15 protein-coding genes and 1 other RNA gene are annotated in these 21,680 nt (G+C 40.1%); 9 read left to right on the plus strand and 7 right to left on the minus strand.

What is annotated here, in order from left to right; genetic code table 11:
- Positions 1-182: 182 nt before the first annotated feature.
- On the minus strand, positions 183-2,357 hold the full coding sequence (locus ACED29_RS07860; RefSeq protein WP_371697411.1) for an OmcA/MtrC family decaheme c-type cytochrome: 2,175 nt from the start codon (positions 2,355-2,357) through the stop codon (positions 183-185).
- A 591-nt stretch (positions 2,358-2,948) separates the two neighbouring features.
- On the opposite strand from ACED29_RS07860, the gene ffs reads away from it, so the two are divergent.
- An RNA gene (gene ffs / locus ACED29_RS07865) (signal recognition particle sRNA small type) lies at positions 2,949-3,045 on the plus strand.
- 170 nt (positions 3,046-3,215) lie between these two features.
- Here ffs and ACED29_RS07870 read toward each other — a convergent pair.
- The 6 genes from ACED29_RS07870 to dinG form a co-directional block, all read right to left on the minus strand.
- Positions 3,216-3,512 (minus strand): late competence development ComFB family protein, encoded by a 297-nt coding sequence (locus ACED29_RS07870; protein WP_124016380.1) that lies wholly within the window; start codon positions 3,510-3,512, stop codon positions 3,216-3,218.
- Between the two features lie 71 nt (positions 3,513-3,583).
- Positions 3,584-4,495, minus strand: coding sequence for a histone deacetylase (locus ACED29_RS07875; protein WP_124016381.1), 912 nt, complete (start codon positions 4,493-4,495; stop codon positions 3,584-3,586).
- Between the two features lie 2 nt (positions 4,496-4,497).
- On the minus strand, positions 4,498-5,199 hold the full coding sequence (locus ACED29_RS07880) for a DUF2057 domain-containing protein (protein WP_124016382.1): 702 nt from the start codon (positions 5,197-5,199) through the stop codon (positions 4,498-4,500).
- A gap of 9 nt (positions 5,200-5,208) precedes the next feature.
- Positions 5,209-5,871 carry a primosomal replication protein gene (locus tag ACED29_RS07885; RefSeq protein ID WP_124016383.1) on the minus strand — a complete coding sequence of 221 codons (663 nt, stop codon included), beginning with the start codon at positions 5,869-5,871 and terminating at the stop codon, positions 5,209-5,211.
- Complete coding sequence (locus ACED29_RS07890) at positions 5,868-6,641, minus strand: TSUP family transporter (protein WP_182722120.1); 774 nt, start codon at positions 6,639-6,641, stop codon at positions 5,868-5,870. The genes ACED29_RS07885 and ACED29_RS07890 overlap by 4 nt, the downstream gene beginning before the upstream one ends.
- 8 nt (positions 6,642-6,649) lie before the next feature.
- Complete coding sequence (gene dinG, locus ACED29_RS07895) at positions 6,650-8,725, minus strand: ATP-dependent DNA helicase DinG (RefSeq protein ID WP_124016385.1); 2,076 nt, start codon at positions 8,723-8,725, stop codon at positions 6,650-6,652.
- 93 nt (positions 8,726-8,818) lie between these two features.
- Between dinG and ACED29_RS07900 the strand changes: the two genes are divergently transcribed.
- From ACED29_RS07900 to ACED29_RS07935, 8 genes are all read left to right on the plus strand, one after another.
- Positions 8,819-11,239 carry a DNA polymerase II gene (locus tag ACED29_RS07900; RefSeq protein WP_371697412.1) on the plus strand — a complete coding sequence of 807 codons (2,421 nt, stop codon included), beginning with the start codon at positions 8,819-8,821 and terminating at the stop codon, positions 11,237-11,239.
- Between the two features lie 537 nt (positions 11,240-11,776).
- Complete coding sequence (locus tag ACED29_RS07905; protein WP_371697413.1) at positions 11,777-14,752, plus strand: TonB-dependent receptor domain-containing protein; 2,976 nt, start codon at positions 11,777-11,779, stop codon at positions 14,750-14,752.
- A gap of 1,913 nt (positions 14,753-16,665) precedes the next feature.
- A complete protein-coding gene (locus tag ACED29_RS07910) occupies positions 16,666-17,448 on the plus strand; it encodes a DUF3450 domain-containing protein (RefSeq protein WP_124016389.1) in 783 nt (260 codons plus the stop codon).
- Positions 17,448-18,803: a MotA/TolQ/ExbB proton channel family protein gene (locus tag ACED29_RS07915; protein ID WP_371697414.1), complete on the plus strand. Its 1,356-nt coding sequence runs from the start codon at positions 17,448-17,450 to the stop codon at positions 18,801-18,803. Before ACED29_RS07910 ends, ACED29_RS07915 begins: the two co-directional genes overlap by 1 nt.
- Entirely contained in the window at positions 18,803-19,330 is a 528-nt protein-coding gene (locus ACED29_RS07920) for a MotA/TolQ/ExbB proton channel family protein (protein ID WP_124016391.1), read from the plus strand. The genes ACED29_RS07915 and ACED29_RS07920 overlap by 1 nt, the downstream gene beginning before the upstream one ends.
- 13 nt (positions 19,331-19,343) lie before the next feature.
- Entirely contained in the window at positions 19,344-19,748 is a 405-nt protein-coding gene (locus ACED29_RS07925) for a biopolymer transporter ExbD (protein WP_124016392.1), read from the plus strand.
- A gap of 1 nt (position 19,749) precedes the next feature.
- Positions 19,750-20,367 (plus strand): energy transducer TonB, encoded by a 618-nt coding sequence (locus ACED29_RS07930; RefSeq protein WP_371697460.1) that lies wholly within the window; start codon positions 19,750-19,752, stop codon positions 20,365-20,367.
- Positions 20,368-20,370: 3 nt separating this feature from the next.
- Positions 20,371-21,618 (plus strand): tetratricopeptide repeat protein, encoded by a 1,248-nt coding sequence (locus ACED29_RS07935; RefSeq protein WP_371697415.1) that lies wholly within the window; start codon positions 20,371-20,373, stop codon positions 21,616-21,618.
- The last annotated feature ends 62 nt before the right edge of the window (positions 21,619-21,680 follow it).

Consider the following 21,680-nt stretch of genomic DNA (forward strand, 5'->3'; position numbering starts at 1 on the left):
TTTACAAACGGCAACTCGTCTGTAAAGCGAACGTAATTGTGTGATGGCGATCTGCCTATTAATTAAGGGGTACATAAAATACAGGGGTTGTAGGGGAATGATTGTTCTCGCTAGAAAAAAGACCTTAGCAATATGCTAAGGTCTTTGATGGGTAAAACAATTTAAGTATTTATATATTAAGCTTAGAAACCATGAGTTTTAGTGACTCGTTCAACCGTATGACAGGTTGAACATATTTCAGATGCACGAGTATGAACATCGTCTTCACTCATACCATCAACAATACCGCCATTGGACTCAATATGAGACACAGTGGCATCGGTACGATACTTTTGATGACAGCTTAAACATGCTCCAGTATCTGATGACATCCACACATCTGCACCCGTTTCTATGTCGCCATAACGCCATACTCTGTCAGCGGCTCTACCAAGTTGTATCCCATCAGCCGTGTGGCAGGTTTTACAGTCGGTTTTTAACACAGTGCCAGATTCTACACCGGCATGCTTGAGGTAATGCCCTTCAGCACTGTGAGCTTTAAAGGCAAAGCTGGTTGATTTTTTGCCACCAGGATAAGTGTTGTCAGTCTTAAGAGTCTTATCTGCGGTATGACATGTTTGGCAATTTACACCATTATCATAGTGATACACTTCTTGGTTGTGACAACCTTGGCAGCTTTGGGTATTGATAATATTTCTACGTACGGCAGCGGTTTGGCTATCGTCTATTACACTTGCAGCCATAACAAAATGATAAGGCTCACTTTTGATTTCCACTGTTTGGATATCATCAGCACTGCAGGCCGTGAGTTTAACTTCCGGTCTACCGTAGCCACCATGATTAAAGCAGGCTGTGACTGCTGACCATAGTTCAAATGTTTTACCCACATAATCTGTTGGTAAGGTGACCTTATCCCAAACTAACGTCCAGCTATTATCTGTGTTGGCAGTACCTTCACTTAATTTAATACGACGATTGCTGTAACTGGCATCTTGATACGTAGGGTAGTTTTTGTCACTGTCCCATGCCATGACAATACGACTACCGTCATCAATATACTCAGCGGGTAATATCTGACCACTGGCATCAATAAAGCTCACGTTAGTACTGAACTTGTTATCAGCTGTCACGGTAACATCGCTAAAGACTACCTTCATGGTTTGGGTTTCATTATAGGCTTTCATGACATCGCCATGAGCTTCTTTTGCACTGCGACCATAGCCTTCTTCCACATGGCAAGAAGTACAATTTGTACCGACACCAACATGTTGTTGAGACGCCAACTCTGTATGGCATGCAATACAAGCGGTATCACTTTTATTGGCATTAAACAGCGCGGCATCTTTGGGAGCATTAGTCCCTTCAACATGACATACACTACAATCTGCAGCAGGCTTTTGTGGGTACATAACCTTACCGTAATCGTGCAATCCGCCGCCATAACCAATGACTTTGTAAGGGGCAGCTACTTCGCCGTCTGCGGTACTGGTGACGCGATCTTGACCTTTATGAATCGCATGGATCATATAGGTAAAATCAACACTGTTGCCGGTTTCAGGATCGCCTGATGTTGCGGTATGACAAGAAGCACAGTTTTCAAGATCGATTCGACGACCACCGTGTAATGCTAAGCTTTCCGGTTGATGACAGGTATAACAAGCCGTTATCGATACTACATCCCGTGACGCAATACCTTCGGTTAAGCCGGTTGAAGGTTGGAAATCATAATGGGCATTTGCAGTGATTAGTGGCTGCTTTAATTCTAAGGTAATACGCTGAGTGTCATCAGCTTGGTAAGTAATACTTATTGGGTCTGTTACTTGAGCAATATTAGTTTGAAAAGTGTATGAGTATGAACCATCGAGATTATCCACTAAGCAGTCAACACACTTTGATGCAGCTTCAACCTCAGCTTGATATTGTGCTGAAGGAGATATGTTGGTTTCACCATCAGCTATCCAGCTAGCATTAGGTTGTTTGGCCGAGTTGATATAAGACTGCCATTGATAACCACGGTCTACTTCAACTTTAGCCCCCTCAGCACCAACCATTTCGGTCACTGGGGTTAATTGGGCAATACCAAAACGGAGATCATGATCTTTTGTTAGTCCCAATACCGCAACGCCATTGGCATTTTTAAGGTTAAAGGCAACACTGACTTTCCCATCGACTATGCTTGCGTCAGTAAAAGTTGCTTTTAAGGTCGATGTTGCATCAATATTGACACCAATAATGCCGTCAGGTCCGTCCTCGCCATTAGTTCCATCGCTGCCTCCACACCCTGTAAGCGCAAAAGCAATAAGCCCTGCACTCAATACCGCCTTTGTAGCGGGACTAACTGTTATTGTCTTCATCATGTATTCCCTGCATTTTTTGTTATCTCGCATTCACTGTTGGTTAAACGTATGCGGATTTTATTCAATTCTTATGTTAGCTAACCTTGGCGACTTACTCATTGAATTAAGTCTAGAGTTGTGACTAAGATCTGACTATTCCTTTGTGGGTAACAATACTTGATGAAGATTGGCCTATGTTGATAGGAGATATCGTATTAGCTTAAGACGTGAGTACAGGTATTAATGGATCCATTAAGCTGTAATATGGTTCTTGTTTAATCTCGTCAATGATAAGGCCTATGCAATTACTCTTTGTCGATATCTTCTGCATAAATGGACTGCCAGCTGCTGAGATATGCTGCGTAAATGAGTCTTGTTAGCTAATGAATGGGGGAGTTTGATATAGATGATCTAAAAATGGATAAATTTTTGTCGGTTAACCCTGCAGTTATTACATGTTGAATTTCGCGTTAAGGTTAAGTATTGCGCAGTTAGGTAAGTGATTGAGAACTTATTAAGATAAAGGCTTGATCAAGGCAATAGGTTAGGGGATAATCGCCCCGTTCTGACACATAAACGTTATATTTCATGTTTCAGAAGTCAATGGTGACCCTAGGGTCCCCCCGCAATGATAACTTGTGAACTCGGCCAGGCCTGGAAGGGAGCAACCGCAGCAAGTGACTCGTGTGCCGGGGTGTGGCTCTAGGGGAACCTCCAATATTCCCCCAATGACTTACTCAACAGCATCAATCAGTGCGCTTAATAAATATCTTAATCTAGCGACTATAGAATAATAAATCCCTATTAGTCTATTTCAACCCATACCTAAAGCACCAACTTAACTTGTTAGTTGCCAGTTAAACATGGTTTCGCCATACCTTACTGCTCGCCAGCAAGTTCAGCTTCTTCTTGTAAGCGTTTTTGTAAATTCATTTTTAGAAATTTTCTTGAACGTTCCAGTGCTTCACTTATCTCAGTTTTCATCTGTTTGAGTTCTTGATAATTTTCAAAAAAATAGGTGTCGACTAAATGACGAATGTACCTAACCGGTAACTGATTTAATGTGACACAACATAAATCGGCTAAGTATTCTTCTGGCAACTCGTCCATTAAGCCTTCATCTCTCAGCATTTCCATTAATAGAACTTCATAATAGTTTCGGATCTCTAATTGCATTATTACGCTCCATTGAGACGGTTCGATTTATCGACATTCACTTCGATGTCGAGAGTATTTTTTTTACTCTGCTACAACCATAATTGATTTGCTGCAATTAACAATTGGCTATGTCTGAGTGTTAATTCATCTTCATTACGACTATAGCCTCCACCTATAACCGCTGCAAGTGGGATGTTGTGCATTTTTGCGATCGATATGACTTGTTTATCTCTATCGAGAATACCTTGAGTCGAAATAGCGAAGTAGCCAAGGTCATCATGTTGATGAATATCGACTCCAGCATCATAAATGATCAGGTCAGGCTGATGCAGACGAATGAGGTATGGCAATATTTGTCTTATGTGGTCAAGATAATCACTATCAGTACAGCCTTTATCGAGATCGATGTCGTGATCAGATTGCTGTTTTCTAGATGGAAAATTTTGTGCGCAGTGTATTGAACAACTAATGATGTCCGAGTGACCTTGAGTCAATGTGGCGGTGCCATCACCTTGATGCACGTCGCAATCAAAAATAAGTACTTTATCTGCTTTTTTAGCATCAATGGCCGATCTGGCCGCGATAACTAAGTCATTAAAGATGCAAAAACCACTGCCAAAATCGTAATGTGCATGGTGATAACCACCAGTCAAATGAACCGCTATACCATGCTCAAGCGCTAACTCAGCACACAAACGAGTTCCATTAACGGCGTGTAAAGTTCGCCTGACTAACTCATTGCTCCATGGGAAGCCGATACGTCTCTGGGCTTTGTGATCTAAGGTGCCATTAATAAATTGTTCTACGTACAGAGGACAATGAATGCCATACAGTATTTCTTTATCAATGGGCGAAGGAGTTTGGCGATACTGCTCAAATAACAATTGATGCTTGAGTGCATGCTGGTACAAATTATGATATTTGCTGGTTGGAAAACGATGGGTGCTAGGCAACGCCAGCTGTGAATAGCTGGCGTGATATACAAAGGGAATATACTTCAAGACTAGAGTTGCTTGATGGCCCAGCCCATAAACTCTTTACGGGTTTTATCGTCGGCCTGTAACCACCAATACTGGAGCATTTGTTCTGCTTGGGCTGGGGTGGTTTTTTGAGCCGCTGCTGCAGGCACTGTTGCGATAACTGGTGCACTGATTGTTGTAGCCGATGCAACATCTGATTGCACTGCTACTGTTTGTGTAGGTTGAATACCGCTACCGGTTGCCGAAGCCGATAGGGTTTCAATATCATTTTGGTTTTTTTTGTTAAATAGGCTGGTAATAAATGAGTCTTCAGTAAAATTAGTTTGTTCAACGCTGTAAGTTACAGCCATATTATCTTGACGCTTAATGTTGATTTGTGGTTTTTTTGCAAATGCTTTTGGATTCTTAATCACGTCACCTTGAGCGGGTTGCAATAAGTACTGATGATCGCCATCCACCGTTAAGGTAACAATTAACGGGGTCGATTTTATAAACGTTTGACTATCGCTAAAGGAATCATCGACCACATCATGATAACGAATCGCAATCTTATGGGTGCCATTGGTTAAGGCTAAATCCGATTGGTGATTGAACATGCTCGTTTCAACTTCTGTACCATCAAGTGCAAGGTACTCAAAAGACATTGGGATGGTTAAATTAGCAGCTAATACCGATGATGATGTTAAACATGCCAAAAGCGCACTTGTTGTAAATAAAGATTTCATTGTTTCTCCTTAACGTGGGTAACTTTGGCGAGGTCTTTCAAAAAGTTGAATACGCTCTTCAATATAACTGGTTGCTTGTTTGCATTTCCCTAAGCGACGATGCATTGAAAGGATATCATTTTGCAATTTTATTTTGTCATTACTATGACAGAATTCAAGCGTTGCTTCCATTTGTTGTATTTTTTGCTCTATTTTTTTCGCCCAATTTAAATGTTTATTGAGTTCGGCATAGAGTTGATGGCTGTTTTGCATCACATTACTGGCTATCCAGCCAAAACCACTGTCTTGAATAGCTTGTTGTTGTTTTTTGGCGTATCGAGCCCGATTACTGGCTTTGCGCTGTTGTTCGGATTTAAGATTGATATCTGTGGTGAGCAATGCTCTGCGCAAGGCACTAAATCTGTCTTGAATACGATTACAACTGAGTTGAATAACATTACCACCCAACTTAAGAAATAGTTGTTTTTCAAGTTGTTTAATGTCTTGGCGCAACTGGATGATGCAAGGGCTTAATTGAGCACCTTGTTGAGCAAACAGTTGACTGTTAAAACGTTCAATGTCGATTAATGATTGCCGTTGTGACGGTGCTAAATTTTGGTCGTGGATCAACGCATCTTGCTCAAGTTGTGCAAGTTGCTGTTTTAACATTGAGACCAATTGTTGGGTGTTCATGCCCAGGCACTCCACGTAAGATGGACCGCTATCGACAATACCATAATAATAAATATTGGTTTAATAAAAGGTATTCCAAATCGAATCGCACTTCTTGCGCCGATAAACGAACCTGCCATCATACATATCCCCATCCATAAGCCCAGCATCCATTGCACTTGACCCATCGATGCAAAAATGATTAATGCTGTGATGTTACTCACTGCTGTCATGACTCGTGCTAATCCACAACTCTGCAGAAGAGGCAGCTTATACAGCGAAATAGACGATACCGTCCAAAAAGCACCAATACCTGGGCCGGCAAAACCATCATAGCCACCTAAAATAAATCCTTGGCTAATTTGTTTGTACTTAGATGAGCTAAATTTTGGCGCGGGTATATTTTCTTGGCCCATCGCTTTGGGGCTAAATAAAGTATATATCGCGATACTAATAATGAGCAGTGGCAATATTTTATCTAACCATTGTGGGTCAATCAAAAACACTAGGCCACAACCCGCTATCGATCCAATAAGGGTAGCAAAAAAGCACGTTTTCCATAATGCGGGGGTAAACAATTGTTTTTTGTAGAAGGTGTAACTTGAGGTAAAGGAGCCAAAACAAGCTGCCAGCTTATTAGTTCCTAATGCTAGATGAGGCGGAATACCTACAGTCAGTAATGCAGGAATAGAAAGCAGTCCACCACCACCAACAATAGCATCAATAAAACCAGCAATAATACCGATGACCGCTAATACAGCCCAGTGGCTAGGGTCTAATAATAAATCCAACTCAATACCTATTCAATGACACGTCTAAAAGGAGGAAGGGCATCAATTAATGATTTGCCATAACGTTTAGTGACTAAACGACGATCTAAAATGGTCACTCGACCATAATCTTGTTCTTTTCGTAGCAGTCGGCCACAACTTTGGACTAATTTACGTGAAGCATCAGGAATTGTCAGCTGTAAAAATGGATTACCGCCTTTTACTTTTAAGTATTCCGCGTGAGCTTGTTCAACCGGTGATGTCGGCACTGCAAATGGCAACTTTGTAATGATGAGATTTGTTAAATAATCACCGGGTAAATCAAGACCTTCAGAAAAACTGCCAGTACCGAAAATAATACTCGGTAAGCCGTCATCACAGCGCTTTTTATGTTGTTCTAATATTTGTTGACGTGGAATAGCGCCTTGCACAAAAAGTTGTTCTTTAGAAATTTTTCCTTCAACTAATTCAACCACTTTGTCCATTTGCCAGTAGGAAGCAAACAGCACTAGGGTGGCCATTTCACCATCAATTAATGTCACAATATGTTGTGCCAGTTCTGCAGTGTAATTATCGTCGGTAGGTTCATTAACCATTTGAGGAATGAATAAGGTGGCATTATTTTCATAATCAAAAGGGGACAGTAAAGCTAAAAAACGACTGCCATCGTTGATTGATAATCCAATTTGGTGAGCAAAATGGTTAAAGCTATTTAATGCCCGCAGGGTGGCACTGCACAATACGACTCCAGCGGCTTTTTGCCACAGCATGGACTCAAGCATAAAGCCGACTTCTATAGGCGATGAACAAAATAGATAATCTTGCTGTTTGCCTGTTATTAGTTCAGCCCAACGTGCCATTGGTGCGCCTTTTTTGCTGTCCTCTTTAGCCATCATTTTCCATAACTTATGTAAGTTATCTAGTCTTTGTAAGATGAAGCCTGTTTCAGACAGCAAACCTTCAGATTGATGCTTAGGGACTTCTCCATCCTTGATGGCTTCATTTAACACAGAAACGACTTTATTAAACTGCTTTACAGCAGAACCCGATGCCGTGGCTAGGTTTTCTGCCTGTATTAATAATGATGGCGGTAATTTGCCATGTTCAAACCGAAGCCGAGATTCAGGATTGGCAAATAGCTGCGGCTGAGTATCACAATAATGAGCCACTTGGGTGAGTAAATTAGTTAAATCTGTGGTGTGATCAAGCATCGCTTGCACTGGGGCAATAATATGGGTGGTTTTGAGCTGATTCTGCAGCTTAGAACAGGTCTTTGATGCCTTTTCTAACCAATCACATGCTCCTCGCAATGTTGCTTGAGCACTGGAAAAGTCTCTTGCGACAATGGGGAGATGGTGAGCTTCGTCGATGACATAAAACATGTCTTCCGGTTCAGGTAAAATGACGCCACCACCAAGCTCTAAATCGGCAAATAACAGGCTGTGGTTAACAATTAACACATCCCATGTGTCGACGTCTTCACGGGCTTTATGAAATGGACAATTATGGTGCGCCGATACTTGACGGTGGCAACTGTGTTTGTCACAACAAATTTGTTGCCATAAAAAATCAGGGATAGGGTGCTTCAAAGTATCGATTTCACCATTCCAACGTTTTTGGTGGAAATCTTGATGTAGCTTTTGTAATTCATTAATTTGACTTTGATCGGGCTTAGTTTGCCACATAGCAATTTGCGAGCTGTCTTGTGCGCCGATCATAGCTTCAAGCTTGGCTAAACAGACATAGCGTTGACGGCCTTTTACCAGACCAAATTTAAAATCAATACCGGATTGCTGTAAAAAATATGGCAAGTCTTTATGCAGTAATTGTTCTTGAAGTGCTACGGTTGCAGTGGCAATGCAGACTTTCTTTTTCGTGGCAACGGCTAAAGGAATAGCGCCTAAAATGTAGGACAAGGATTTACCAATACCAGTACCCGCTTCAACCACAATAATCCGACGGTCTTTGTCATATTCACCTGCTAACGTTTTAGATATTTCCGCTACCATATAGTTTTGCTCGCGACGCGAGCGAAATTGCGGCATTGATGTGGCAATTTCTTTATAAATGGTACGAATTTGACTTTTTATCTTATCCGGTAGCATAGGAAGTATGATTTCTACATAGACTGAATTATGCTGTACATAATAACAGTGAATTAGCATGCCACGAAGTAATAAATCAAATTGAGTAAACTGGTGCAGGAATTCAAACCCGAAGTAAAGCCAACAGATAACCCGGCTACTGATCATAATGTTCAGGGTCAAGTATTAACGCGCCATGCGATTTATCGACATGGGCAATTAGTCTTGCAATATTATATTAAAACCGCTCAGGGGCCTGTGCTAGCAGAGCTTTATCACAGTGAGGTGATATGTTTCTGTCGTCAGCAAGATGTTGACCTATTGAGCCAAAAAGTCGGTTTCGTCCTTAAAGCGGAATCAATATCACTGATGAGTTTTGCCCATGAACCGATTAGTGCATTGTATCTAAAGTCTAATACCCAGCTAAAATTAGTCGGTCGCATTGCTCAAGATATCGGTATTACCTTATTTGAAACCGATATCAGGCCAGAACAACGCTTTCTTATTGAGCGCTTTATCGCTTTAGACATTGAGTGTGTTGGTCGTTATCAAGATATGTATTCCGCTTCATCAATGCCAGTGTTATCGATTAATCGTGCCAGAAAAATACCTGCAGACCAAGTGGTTAGCATACCGCTTAAGATGATTTCGTTAGATTTTGAATGCAGCTTTGCAGGAGAGTTATATTCTGTTGGTTTGTATGGCCGCGAATATCAATGTGTGTTTATGGTTGGCGAGCCGCAAGCGGATTGTCATCAATTTATTACTTGGGTTAAAGATGAAGTTGAGCTGATACAGCGATTAATAGCGTGGTTTAGTGAATATGACCCCGATATTATTATCGGTTGGGCAGTGGTCACCTTCGATTTAGCCTTACTGTATAAACGTTGCGTATTACATAACATCCCTTTAATCATTGGCCGTGGAAATACCGAGTTAAGCTGGAAAGTAGCCGAAAAATATCGACCAGAAACCTTATCGCTCCCAGGACGAGTGGTGTTAGATGGCATTGATTGGCTTAAAGCGGCTTTTTATCAATTTGATAGCTTTTCGTTAGAGTCTGTATCGCGACAATTATTGGCAGAAGGAAAAGCCATTGACCATGTTGAAAATCGTGGTCAGGAAATTACCCATTTATTTGAACAAGATAAAAATGCGCTGGCTTTTTATAATATTACCGATTGTCGCTTAGTCTGGGATATTTTTGAAAAAACTCAGTTATTAGACTTCGCACTTGAACGTGCCAAGTTAACCGGTTTGGAATTTGGCCGCGTTGGCGCATCAATTGCGGCATTTTATCACTTGTATCTTCCTCACTTACATCGAAGTGGGTTTGTGGCACCAGCACATCCTGCCAGTAATGGTTTAGAGAGTCCTGGTGGCTATGTTATGTCCTCTATCCCTGGCTATTATAAAGATGTTTTAGTATTAGATTTTAAAAGTCTATACCCATCGATAATCAGAACATTTCTGATTGATCCTAAAGGATTGGTCGAAGGCATGTATATAAATGATGTCACAGGTGACACAAACACAGTAGCAGGGTATTTAGGGGCTCATTTTAGTCGTAACTCGCCTATTTTACCGGCACTGGTTGCTAGTCTTGCAGAACAAAGAGAGTTAGCCAAAAGTGATAAAAATGCGCCTTTATCGCAAGCAATAAAAATTATTATGAACTCCTTATATGGAGTGCTCGGCTCTCGAGGTTGTGTTTTTCATGATGCAAAATTAGCCAGTTCAATTACCATGCGCGGTCATCAAATTATGAAACTGACTAAGCAGTGGATAGAAGAGTGCGGTTATCAGGTGATTTATGGTGATACTGATTCCACTTTTGTGTGGTTAGGCGATAATCATGGCATTACCGATATTCAAGCTGTGGGTAAGCACCTGTCGGTATCGATTACTCAGCGTTGGCTTCAATGGTGCACGCAAGAGTATCAATTAGACAGTTATCTCGAACTTGAATTTGAAACACATTTCGAACAATTTATTATGCCCACACTAAGAGGCTCAGATGAAGGCAGTAAAAAACGCTATGTTGGTGCTGTATTAAATGAGGCTCAACAATTGCTATTAACCTTTAAAGGTATGGAGCAGGTAAGAAGCGATTGGAGTCCCATTGCCCGTAGGATGCAATACCATTTGTACGAACTGTTTTTTAAAGGCGAAGATGTGATTGATTACTTAACCAATGAGCTGGCAGCAATTAATCATGGAGCCAGGGACAATGAACTGATATTTACAAAGCGCTTAAGACGTAATGTCGAAGACTATACCGCAAAATCATCACCTCATGTGAAAGCGGCTAAACAGCTTGCCGATATTCTAGGAGACAAAAACGTTACCCGAAAAGGCCAAAAAATCCGCTATGTCATGACCCTAACGGGAGCACAGGCCATTGAAGCCAAACCGACTAATATTGATTATGAATATTACATCAGTAAACAAATTCAACCCATCGCAGAACCCATCCTACAACTTTGTGGGCATTCTTTTGACTCACAGGTAAATAATCAACTGCTATTACTTTAATCTATTCATCTCAAATATTAGCTTGTCGCCACAAGATAACAGCATGCTTTTAGCTGGAATGGTTAAGTACTCTTCCATAAGAGAGATTAGGCTTTTTACATTTATCAAAAGTAATCCAGTTGATGAAATGTTAAATTACTATCAACATATCTCTTTTTATTAGTCGATAAGATTTTTATATTTGCTCCAAGTGATGAAAAAAGCTTACTTCGAAAAAATGGTAAATTAAAACATAATGTTAACTTTCTCCATTTAGATTTAGCAGAGCCTTACTTAAAAAGCTGCCAAACCTAGTCTATTGTTTTTTATAGTAAAAAAAACACCCTGTTCATAATTGTTAACAGTTGCTTTTGTTACACCTGATTAACTTTTGTGCTTACATCTCATCAGTTGTTGATTAGTTGTTTCAAATGTGATTTTATTGCAACTGTAATTGGGTGGTTGTGATTGTTTTCTGTTGCATCCTCTCATTGAACTAACAACTAAAAAGTTGTTAGCATTATAAGAAAGACATAAAAAAGTCCAGGGAGATAGACAATGCATAAGAACGTATTAGCTAAATCAGTGCGCTTAGCACTGATCAGTGGTGCAGCAGCAGCTGCATTCGCTTCACCAGCAGTTTTTGCTGCTGATGAAGTAAATTCTGAAACAGCAGATAAAGTTGAAAGAATCGAAGTTACTGGTTCTAGATTACGCTCGACAGACTTACAGGGTTTTTCTCCTGTTCAAGTTATCGATGCATCGGACATTGACATGTCTAGTGTTGCCAATATTCAAGACCTTTTATTAAAAAATCCTGCGTTTGGTACACCAGGAATTAGTCGAACAAATTCTAACTTCAGTACAGCTAGTGCAGGCGCAGCTACTGTAGATCTTCGTAATTTAGGTGCATCCCGAACATTAGTTCTTGTGAATGGTCGTCGCTTTGTTGCAGGTGTGCCTGGGGAAAGCTCTGTTGATTTAAACTCAATTCCAACACAGTTCATTGAGCGAATTGAAATTATGACAGGTGGTGCTTCGGCTGTGTATGGTTCTGACGCAGTTGCTGGTGTAGTGAATATCATCTACAAGAAAGAATTTGAAGGAATTGAATTTGACGTCCAAAAGGGTCAAAGCTCTGAAGGTGATTCAGATGAAACTCAAGTTCAGTTCACTATGGGTGCAAATACAGCTGACGGTAAAGGCAATGTAATGATACATGCTGCTTATACTGAGCAGGGAGCTGTTTACTCTAGAGATAGAGATCGCTCTGCAGTTGACCAAGCATCATTAGGCGCCTATTTTACTGGACTGCCTGAAGACATGTTTACTGCAGAAAGACCATACTATTCTAGTTATTCACCTCAAGGACGTTTTTTTGCTGGGGATAAGCAGTTTACCTATAATAGTCAGGGTCAGCTGGTTGAAGGTTTCTCTACTAATGGTTCTGATTCTACCGAAGCGAATGGTTTTAACCGTAGTGAATACCGAACCATCGCAATCCCGACAGAGCGTTATTTATTAGCCATGTCAGGTAAGTACGAGTTTGCAGATGGTTGGAATGCGTTTATGGAAGGCACATATGCTGCAACGTCCACTAAAACAAAATTAGAGCCATTTCCGATGGCTTCAGATGATATATTTTCTGCTTCTGGTGGGCAGATGCCTCTGGAGTATGAGACATTTATTGAGAGCATGACTAACCCAGGGGAATATGAGCGAACTGTTGTTCGTAATGCCTTTGTACCTGATGCTATGTTCGATGCTGCTACTGATGAAGATGGTGATGGTTTAAAAGATATATATTTCACTCGTCGTTTAGCTGATGTAGCTGCCCGAGGAAATGTCGCTGATCGTGATACCTTTAGAGTTTTGGGGGGCATAGATGGTGAGATTACTGATGGGGTTTATTTCGATGCATTCTATGGCTATGGTCAAACTAAAGAATCGCAAGTATCAAGCGGGCAATTTAACTCATTAAATTTTCGCTCTGCTTTAGAGGCTGTTAAAGATGCTGATGGCAATATAGTTTGTCGAGATGCAACAGCTAGAGCTCAAGGTTGTGTGCCTGTAAGTGTTTTTGGTGAAAATTCAATTTCTGCTGCTGGTGCACAATATATTCAAGCTCCAGGTTTGTTATCCACATTGACTAGCCAAGAAACTGCAGGTTTAAATCTTAGTGGTGATATTTTCGATCTTCCTGCAGGTGCCGTAGGACTTGCAGTAGGAGCTGAATATCGTAAAGAATATTCACGTAGTGAATTTGATGCTTTACAGCAATCAGGCTTAAACGGTGGTAATGCGATTCCTCGTACCGAAGGTGAATTTGATGTAACTGAATATTATACAGAAGTAAATGTACCATTATTAGACGGTGTGTTTATGGCTGATCAGTTAAATCTTCGTGGTGCATATCGTTGGTCTGATTATTCAACTGTTGGTAACACTAACAGTTGGAACGTTGCTCTAGACTGGGCACCAATAGAGGAAGTTCGTTTTAGAGCAATCAGAGCTCAATCAACACGAGCTCCTAATATTAATGAATTATACTCACCACCAAGTCAAACTTTTCCTTCAGGTTTAACAGACCCTTGTTTAGGTGTTACCGCAACATCTTCAGGAGCTCAATCTGAAGCATGTCGAGCCGATGCCGGTGTTCTTGACAACATTAATACTAATGGTGAATTTGCTTTAAATCAGTCAGACATACAAGGCATTAGTGGTTATAATCGCGGCAATGAGGAATTAGGCCCAGAAAAAGGTAAGTCATGGACCTTTGGTGTGACAGTTTCACCTGAAGGTATACCTGTATTAGAAGATTTTGATTTTAATGTTGATTATTTTGATATTGAGATTGAAGATGCAATTGTATCAACTCCTCGTCAATTTATTCTTGACGAATGTTATGGTGGTGATGCATCACTTTGTTCTTTTGTTACTCGTAGACCTCAAGCAGCAGGTGCCAACAGCGCTGGTTCGCTTGAGTATATTGACTCAGCAGTGACCAACAGTGGTGGTTATGCAACAGAAGGTATTGATTTTGTTGTAACATATGCAAAAGATTTAGGTGATTATAGTCTTGATGGTCAGTTAAATGCCAGACTTGCTTATACTCATTTATTAGATGGCTACTCAATTCCATTACCCGGCTCTTCGAAAGATGACTTTATAGGTGAAATAGGATCGCCTGAGAATAAATGGTATCTATCAGTTGGATATACTTGGGAAGATGTTACTGTTGCTTGGAATACAACATTTATAGGCGAGTCATTCTTAGATGATAGTTTTCTATCTGGTTATGATTTAGCACCTGAATCAGTTGGTGTTGGCTCAGTAACATATCATGATTTAAATGTTGCCTATCAGCCATGGGATTCCGCTGAGCTTTATATCGGTATAAATAATATCTTTGACAAAGAACCACCTGCAATCATTACAGGGTTACCAGGGAATACTACTGGTGCAGAAACTGATGCTGGTACTTATGATGCAATTGGTCGTAGATATTATGCTGGTGTTAGATTTAAGTTTTAATATTTAGCTAACGTGAAAGAAATAAATAGGTTTTTATTATTCAATAATAAAAAACCAATATATTACTTTAATGCTATTCGAATAAGCACTATTGTTTATATTTAAGTGAATAGTGGCTGGATATATAAAGCACTGAGCGTGGATACGTTCGGTGCTTTCTTTTATCTGAAAGGAAAAAGTGTTTTATATCTGCTCCCATTTGCTTAAGTTTAGGTGGCTGCTTTCTATGCAAAGTAAGTCATCTTAATCGTGTGTCTATAAAGCTTTTTTGCAGCAATATAACTGATTAGGGTTGGATCGACCTTAGCTTCCTTTGTTATGGCTATCATTTCAAAGCGAACCAGATTATAAGCAATAAGTACCTCCCATTATTCTTGCTTAACACCTTCAACAAACTTGCTTCTTGATGACACCTTGCTTAAGTTCACCGTATCCTTTTTCTACATCCTAGCGTTGCAAGTAGATATCAAATAGCTTGCCAGCGGATATTGAACGGGTTCTACTAACTGAGGTAACGAAGCCTTTTATGTCATCTTTTGTCTCTTGTTAAGCAATAAAACGTGCGCGCCATGTTTCAGGGAGCTCCGGTTTTTAATTCTCGCTTGGTAGTATACTGTCATATCAATGAGCAAGTCATTATTCACATACGCTTGGTCACCTCAAAGCGCTTTTCGATTTTACAGGTGTCAGCCAGTGTCGCTATATCCGAGAGTTTTGCCTTTTTAATCGTAGGTCTGCGAGAAATCACAGCGGTCAAATAGGGGGAAGGGGTTATCGGTGGCATCATGTACTATGTCGATAAGTACGAATAATGGAACCGCTAAAAAAGGCCTATTCAAAGTCAGCATCAGATAGCTGTTTGAAAAATGGTTCTAAAACTCCTTTCTTAGACCATAAGTTGAAAAGATTGTATATAGCATTCGAACCACTAAACTCATGATGTAATCACGCTAATGGATCCCTATTCTAATTCGATAGAGTATTCCATCAAAAAGTCATTAGATGTCCAGGTTTATCGAAGATTCGTTCTTGCTACTCATTAACTGAAGTAGTTTCCATCGAATATCGGTTAGCATTGTTATTAGCAGAAGTTCGTGAGTTTTAGTTTTTTGTGAAGTAAATTTTGCTTTTTATCATGTCAAAAAACTCACCAAAGATCATCCGACCTTAGTATTCTCTTGAAGAAAAAAAATAACAAATCTATATTTATTCTTTGTGTAAAGTATCGAATAGGATTGATAAATCTGCTATAAAATCTAGTTTTATATATTAACTTACTCAATAATATAAAATTGATTATTCTGGCCTGTTACAAAAAAGTTAGAGTTTATTGAATTTATTACAATACAAATGGATACGTTAAAATTACGTTTAACTGAATTGGTTGATGCATCTTTTGATGAATCGAAATTGGCTGTTCTTTTGGATAAACTACAACTTAACAATATGATGTTGAATGAGCTTAAATTACTTAAGAATGACCAAAATAGAGTATTAGCTTGGTATTTGCATGCTTCAAAATTAATTTCATAATTAGAAAAAAGGTGAGGTTACAATAAAGTAACTTGGTCATTACTTTGTAAGCTATTGAATAAAAACAAATAAAAATTATCCCTTAACACTTAATTACTACATAATCATCTTGCACATGTTTAATTATTAACCTTTCATCAACATTCGCTCCTATAACGGCTCTTTCTACTAGTTTTTAAACTTTTCAAATGTTGACATAGGTCAACATTTTGTGGAATGATGCTAATGGGTCTGCGCCTTAATAGGTGCAGAAAAAGGAAGAAAAACTAACAATCACAAGAAAAAGACGTACTTAGTTGAAGTAACATTGATCACAATTTTAGATCATCGCTACTTTACAAAGTTGAACTTTTTAATTCACTTCAAATTGGTTGGGAACTATGTCCAAGGTAAGCAATAGAACAAAAATCGCTACTGCACTTGTTGGCGCTCTGGCTTTAGCTAGTAGCAACTTCGTTGTTGCAGATCCTCTAGCTGACGTTCAAAAAGCGGATAGTAGCCTTAATGCTGCTTCTGCTGCGTCACAACAGAAAGTCGACAAATATTTTGACCAAGCACAAGACATGCTTTTTGAGTATGGCAGCGTAGCTGATGAGCGTGAATCATTGAAAGCATACAATGATTACGTTGCAGGCTTGGTAGCTGATCAACAAAATTCACTTGATTTAATTCAAACTGATATCAATGGCGTTGATAAACTTCGTCAAGGTGTTGTGCCATTAATGTTTAAAATGGTTGATGCTCTAGAACAGTTTGTTAATTTAGATTTACCTTTTAATACGGAAGTTCGTCAGAACCGTGTTAAAAATCTAAAAGATATTCTTAATACTGCAGAAGTTACATTGGCAGAGAAATATCGTCTAATCCTTGATGCTTATAGCATTGAGCGTGAGTATGGTAATTTCGTTGCTGTACATACCGGTAAGCTAAGCCTTGATGGCAAAGAAGTGCTAGTTGATTTCTTTAATTTAGGCCGCGTTGCACTTTACGCACAAAGCTTAGACCAAAAAATAGCATGGATGTACGATGCTGATGCTAAGTCTTGGAACAAGTTAGACGACAGCTATCTACGCGACATTACTAAAGGTATCCGTATTGCTCGTAAGCAAGGCGCATTAGACCTATTCGCATTACCAATTCCTGCTGCGGAGACTGCACAATAATGAAGAAGTTAATTACATCAGTGCTAGTGGCTGCAACTTTCTCTTTAACGGCTGGTATGGTTTCTGCTGCAGATGCACCAAAAACCATTGATCAACTATTACAACAAGTTAAAGTTGATCGTGCTAATGAAGGCAAAACAAACGCTAAGCGTGAACAAGAGTTTCAAGCTGAACGTGGTGATAAAGCTGAATTACTTAAGCGCGAGAAAAATGCCCTTGCTGCTGAAAAGCAACGTGGTAAAGATTTAAACCAAGCATTTTTAGATAACGAGCGTAAAATTGCTCAGTTAGAAGAAGACTTAAAAACCGCACAAGGTGACTTAGGTGAGATGTTTGGTGTTGTTAAAGGTGAAGCTGGTGATTTCGCTGGTAAGCTAGCAGCATCTAACATTAGTGCTCAGTATCCAGGTCGCGATACTTTTATTGCTGAACTTGGTGCGCGTAAGTCACTACCTAAAATTGAAGAGTTAGAGCAGTTTTGGGAAGCTCAGCTTTTTGAAATGGTTCAATCTGGTAAAGTTGTTAAATTCCAAGGTGACGTCACCGCGATCGATGGCAATGTTGAGACCACTTCTATCCACCGTGTAGGTCCTTTCAACTTAACTGCTGATGGTAAATATGTTGTTTACAAGCCAGAACTTGGTTTAATTCAACAGCTATCACAACAGCCAGAAGGTTACCAAGTTAGCGCTGTTGGTACATGGGAAGACACTACTTCAGGTGTAGCTCCTTTCTATATCGATCCTGCTCGTGGCGTGTTATTGAATATTTTCACTAACAAAGCTAGCCTAGAAGATCGTTTAGAAGCCGGTGGAACTATTGGTTATATCATTCTTGCTTTATTAGCATTGGGTGCATTAATTGCTATTGAGCGTCTAGTGACTCTTACTATCATTGGCGGAAAAGTTAACAGCCAACGTAAGAACATTGAGAAGCCTGGTAATAACGCTTTAGGTCGCATCTTAAAAGTGTATCAATCAAACAAAGATGTTGATGTTGAAACACTTGAGCTGAAACTTGATGAAGCGATATTAAAAGAAACACCTGCTTTAGAAGCGCGTATTTCTATCATCAAAGTTATCGCAGCTATTGCTCCTATGATGGGTCTATTGGGTACTGTTACCGGTATGATCGCAACCTTCCAATCAATTCAATTATTCGGTACTGGTGACCCTAAATTGATGGCTGGTGGTATTTCAATGGCGCTTATTACGACTGTTCAAGGTCTTATCGCTGCATTGCCTCTAATGTTATTACATGCAATCGTAGTGGCTCGTAGCAAGTCTATTGTTCAAGTTCTTGAAGAACAAAGTGCTGGTATCATTGCAGAACATGCTGAGAAGAGGGCTGACTAATGATGCTAATCCTGATGGACGTATGGGATTCCGTCAGGGGCTTCATGGCCTCCGGAGGCGATGTCCTCTGGCTGGTTGCAGCTGTGCTATTCCTAATGTGGGTGTTAATGCTTGAGCGTTACTGGTATCTCAACTGGATATCACCAAAACAACATCAAGCCGTTATCGCGTCATGGGAAGCAAGAGAAGAAACGACTTCTTGGCATGCTCACCGTATCCGTGAAGCTTGGTTATCCCAAGCGAAGCAAGATTTGAATGCACGTATGCTGTTAATTAAAACCTTAGTAGCCATTTGTCCAATGATTGGTTTATTAGGTACTGTAACCGGTATGATTTCAGTATTCGATGTGATGGCAGTTCAGGGGACGAGTAATGCTCGTTTAATGGCCGCTGGTATCTCTATGGCCACTATGCCAACTATGGCAGGAATGGTTGCAGCTCTATCGGGTGTATTCTTTAGCACTCGTTTAGACTCAAAAATGAGAATCAGTTTAGAAAAGCTAAAAGACAGCATGCCTCACCACTAGAGAGAGATTGAACATGGCACGTAAGAAGCATTCCAGTATGGAAGAGGAAGCGCAGATTGATATGACCCCGATGCTAGACATCGTGTTTATCATGCTGATCTTCTTCATTGTAACAACATCGTTTGTTAAGCCATCAGGCTTAGACTACAACAAGCCTAAAGCGTCACAGGCTACGTCTAAACCATCGGCAAACATCTTTATTGGCATCAGCAAAACTGGCGTCATTATGATGGAAAACCGTCAGGTTGATATCGAGCGTGTAACTGCAAACGTAGAGCGTATGTTAGCGGAAGCACCAGAAGCAGCTGTATTGATTCAAGCAGACAAAGACGCTTTACATGGTTTAGTCGTTAAAGTGCTTGATAATGTTAAAGCTGCCGGTATTGACAAAATTTCAGTATCAGCGGGGAATGAGTAATATGCTAAGAGCACTCGTATCAATAATCATTGGTGCTGCAGTGACTTTTGGGCTGTTTGCTTTCATGGCTTTCCTAGTCGGCGGTGGCGCACAACGCAACGGCGACTCAGTGGAATCCCCTGTTATTGAAATTACGATGGATAAACAGGATTCGAAGGCACAGAAAAAACCAAGGGTTACACCTAAGCCACCTCCACCACCGGAGCAGCCACCGAAGCCGGATACTACTCCGCCAGACTCATCATCTAATATTGACACTAATATGGCGTTCAATATGGGTGGTATCGAAGCTGGTGGACCAAGTACAGGTTTTAAACTTGGCAATATGATGACCCGTGATGGTGATGCTACCCCTATCGTTCGTATTGAGCCACAGTATCCAATTGCTGCTGCTCGTGATGGTAAAGAAGGTTATGTTCAACTTTCATTTACGATTAACGAACTTGGTGGTGTTGATGATGTTTCTGTCATCCAGGCTGAACCTAAACGTGTATTCGATCGCGAAGCGATTCGCGCATTGAAAAAATGGAAATATAAGCCAAAGATCGTTGATGGCAAGCCATTAAAACAAACCGGTATGACAGTTCAGCTTGACTTCACACTAGAGAAAGGGAGGTAGATAATGCGTAAAGTTACTAGTATCGCTACAGCGTTATTGCTTTCAGTCTGTGGAAGTGCACTATTGTCAAACTCTGTAGTGGCTGCTGAACAGTGTGAAATTGATAAGCGTCAATCTCGTGCTGTTGGCGAAAGCGCTGCAAAAAAAGTTCAAAAATCTTTTGAAGCATATACTGAAGGCAATTTAGACCAAGCAATTTCAACTTTGCTTGAGGCTAATGCTAGAAACGATTTCGATAAAGCTTATGTCGATCGTATGTTAGGTAACTTCTATGCCGAAAAAGGTCAGATGAAGACAGCAATCAAATATTTAAAGACTGCTGTTGACGCTGATATTCTTGGTGGTACCGATCATGCTGCAACAATGCGTTTGTATGCTGATTTATTACTTCAGGAAAAAATGTTTAAAGAGGCTATTCCTTACTATTACAAGTGGATGGAGTTTACCTGTAAGGCTGATTCACAAATGTATCGCCGCATCGGTATTGCTTACTCTGAGTTGAAAGATTGGAATAAAGTTCTTCAAGTATCTGACAAAGGTTTATCTTTAGCTGAATCGCCTGACAAGGGCCTATATCAGATGAAGTTAACCGCTTACTTTAACCAGAAAAAATACAAAGAAGCCGTAAAAGTATTAGAAACTATGGTGCCTTTGTTCCAAGACGATAAACGTCTCTGGGTACAGTTAGCTCAGTTTTACTTAATGACTGAAGATTATGATAAGTCACTTGCAACATATGATTTAGCCTATAAAAATGGCTTTTTAGAGACAGACAGTAACATTACCCGTTTGTCTCAGTTGTTAGCACAAAAAGGTTCGCCTTACAAAGCTGCTACCATTTTCGAAAAGCATTTAAAGTCTGGTCTTATTGTTGAAAACGAGAAGAGCTTATCAACTCTTGCTGGTTTTTATCATAATGCTAAAGAGCTAAAAGAAGCCGCTTTCTATTATGGAAAAGCTGCTGCACTTAGCAATAAGGGTGATTTGTATTTAAAACAAGGTCGTATTCTTGCTTTAGATCAAAAGTTCGATGACGCTATTCCTGTGTTTAAAAAAGCACTTGATGCTGGCATCGATAATCCGGGTGAAGCTCAGTTTGAGCTAGCTTTAGCATACTTAAGCCTGAAAAAGTACAAGTCTGCTTATAATCGTGCGGTGCTTGCCGCGAATGATAAGAAGACCGAACGTAGTGCTAAGAGCTATATTTCTTATATCAAAGAAAAAGCTCGGATTCACAACGTAGCGCTTTAATTTAAGCTCGCAAAAAAAGCCCCTTCTAGGGGCTTTTTTATTAGCTATTAAAAAATATTAAA

This window comes from Shewanella sp. 5S214, from assembly GCF_041439795.1.
Taxonomy (GTDB): domain Bacteria; phylum Pseudomonadota; class Gammaproteobacteria; order Enterobacterales; family Shewanellaceae; genus Shewanella; species Shewanella vesiculosa.

Excerpts from the sequence above, each read along its gene's own strand:
- ACED29_RS07880 (WP_124016382.1), bottom strand. The coding sequence starts at position 5,199 with ATGAAATCTTTATTTACAACAAGTGCGCTTTTGGCATGTTTAACATCA.
- ACED29_RS07910 (WP_124016389.1), top strand. The coding sequence starts at position 16,666 with ATGTCCAAGGTAAGCAATAGAACAAAAATCGCTACTGCACTTGTTGGC.
- ACED29_RS07915 (WP_371697414.1), top strand. The coding sequence starts at position 17,448 with ATGAAGAAGTTAATTACATCAGTGCTAGTGGCTGCAACTTTCTCTTTA.
- ACED29_RS07930 (WP_371697460.1), top strand. The coding sequence starts at position 19,750 with ATGCTAAGAGCACTCGTATCAATAATCATTGGTGCTGCAGTGACTTTT.
- dinG (WP_124016385.1), bottom strand. The coding sequence starts at position 8,725 with ATGCTACCGGATAAGATAAAAAGTCAAATTCGTACCATTTATAAAGAA.
- ACED29_RS07885 (WP_124016383.1), bottom strand. The coding sequence starts at position 5,871 with ATGAACACCCAACAATTGGTCTCAATGTTAAAACAGCAACTTGCACAA.
- ACED29_RS07860 (WP_371697411.1), bottom strand. The coding sequence starts at position 2,357 with ATGATGAAGACAATAACAGTTAGTCCCGCTACAAAGGCGGTATTGAGT.
- ACED29_RS07870 (WP_124016380.1), bottom strand. The coding sequence starts at position 3,512 with ATGCAATTAGAGATCCGAAACTATTATGAAGTTCTATTAATGGAAATG.
- ACED29_RS07920 (WP_124016391.1), top strand. The coding sequence starts at position 18,803 with ATGATGCTAATCCTGATGGACGTATGGGATTCCGTCAGGGGCTTCATG.
- ACED29_RS07925 (WP_124016392.1), top strand. The coding sequence starts at position 19,344 with ATGGCACGTAAGAAGCATTCCAGTATGGAAGAGGAAGCGCAGATTGAT.
- ACED29_RS07905 (WP_371697413.1), top strand. The coding sequence starts at position 11,777 with ATGCATAAGAACGTATTAGCTAAATCAGTGCGCTTAGCACTGATCAGT.
- ACED29_RS07935 (WP_371697415.1), top strand. The coding sequence starts at position 20,371 with ATGCGTAAAGTTACTAGTATCGCTACAGCGTTATTGCTTTCAGTCTGT.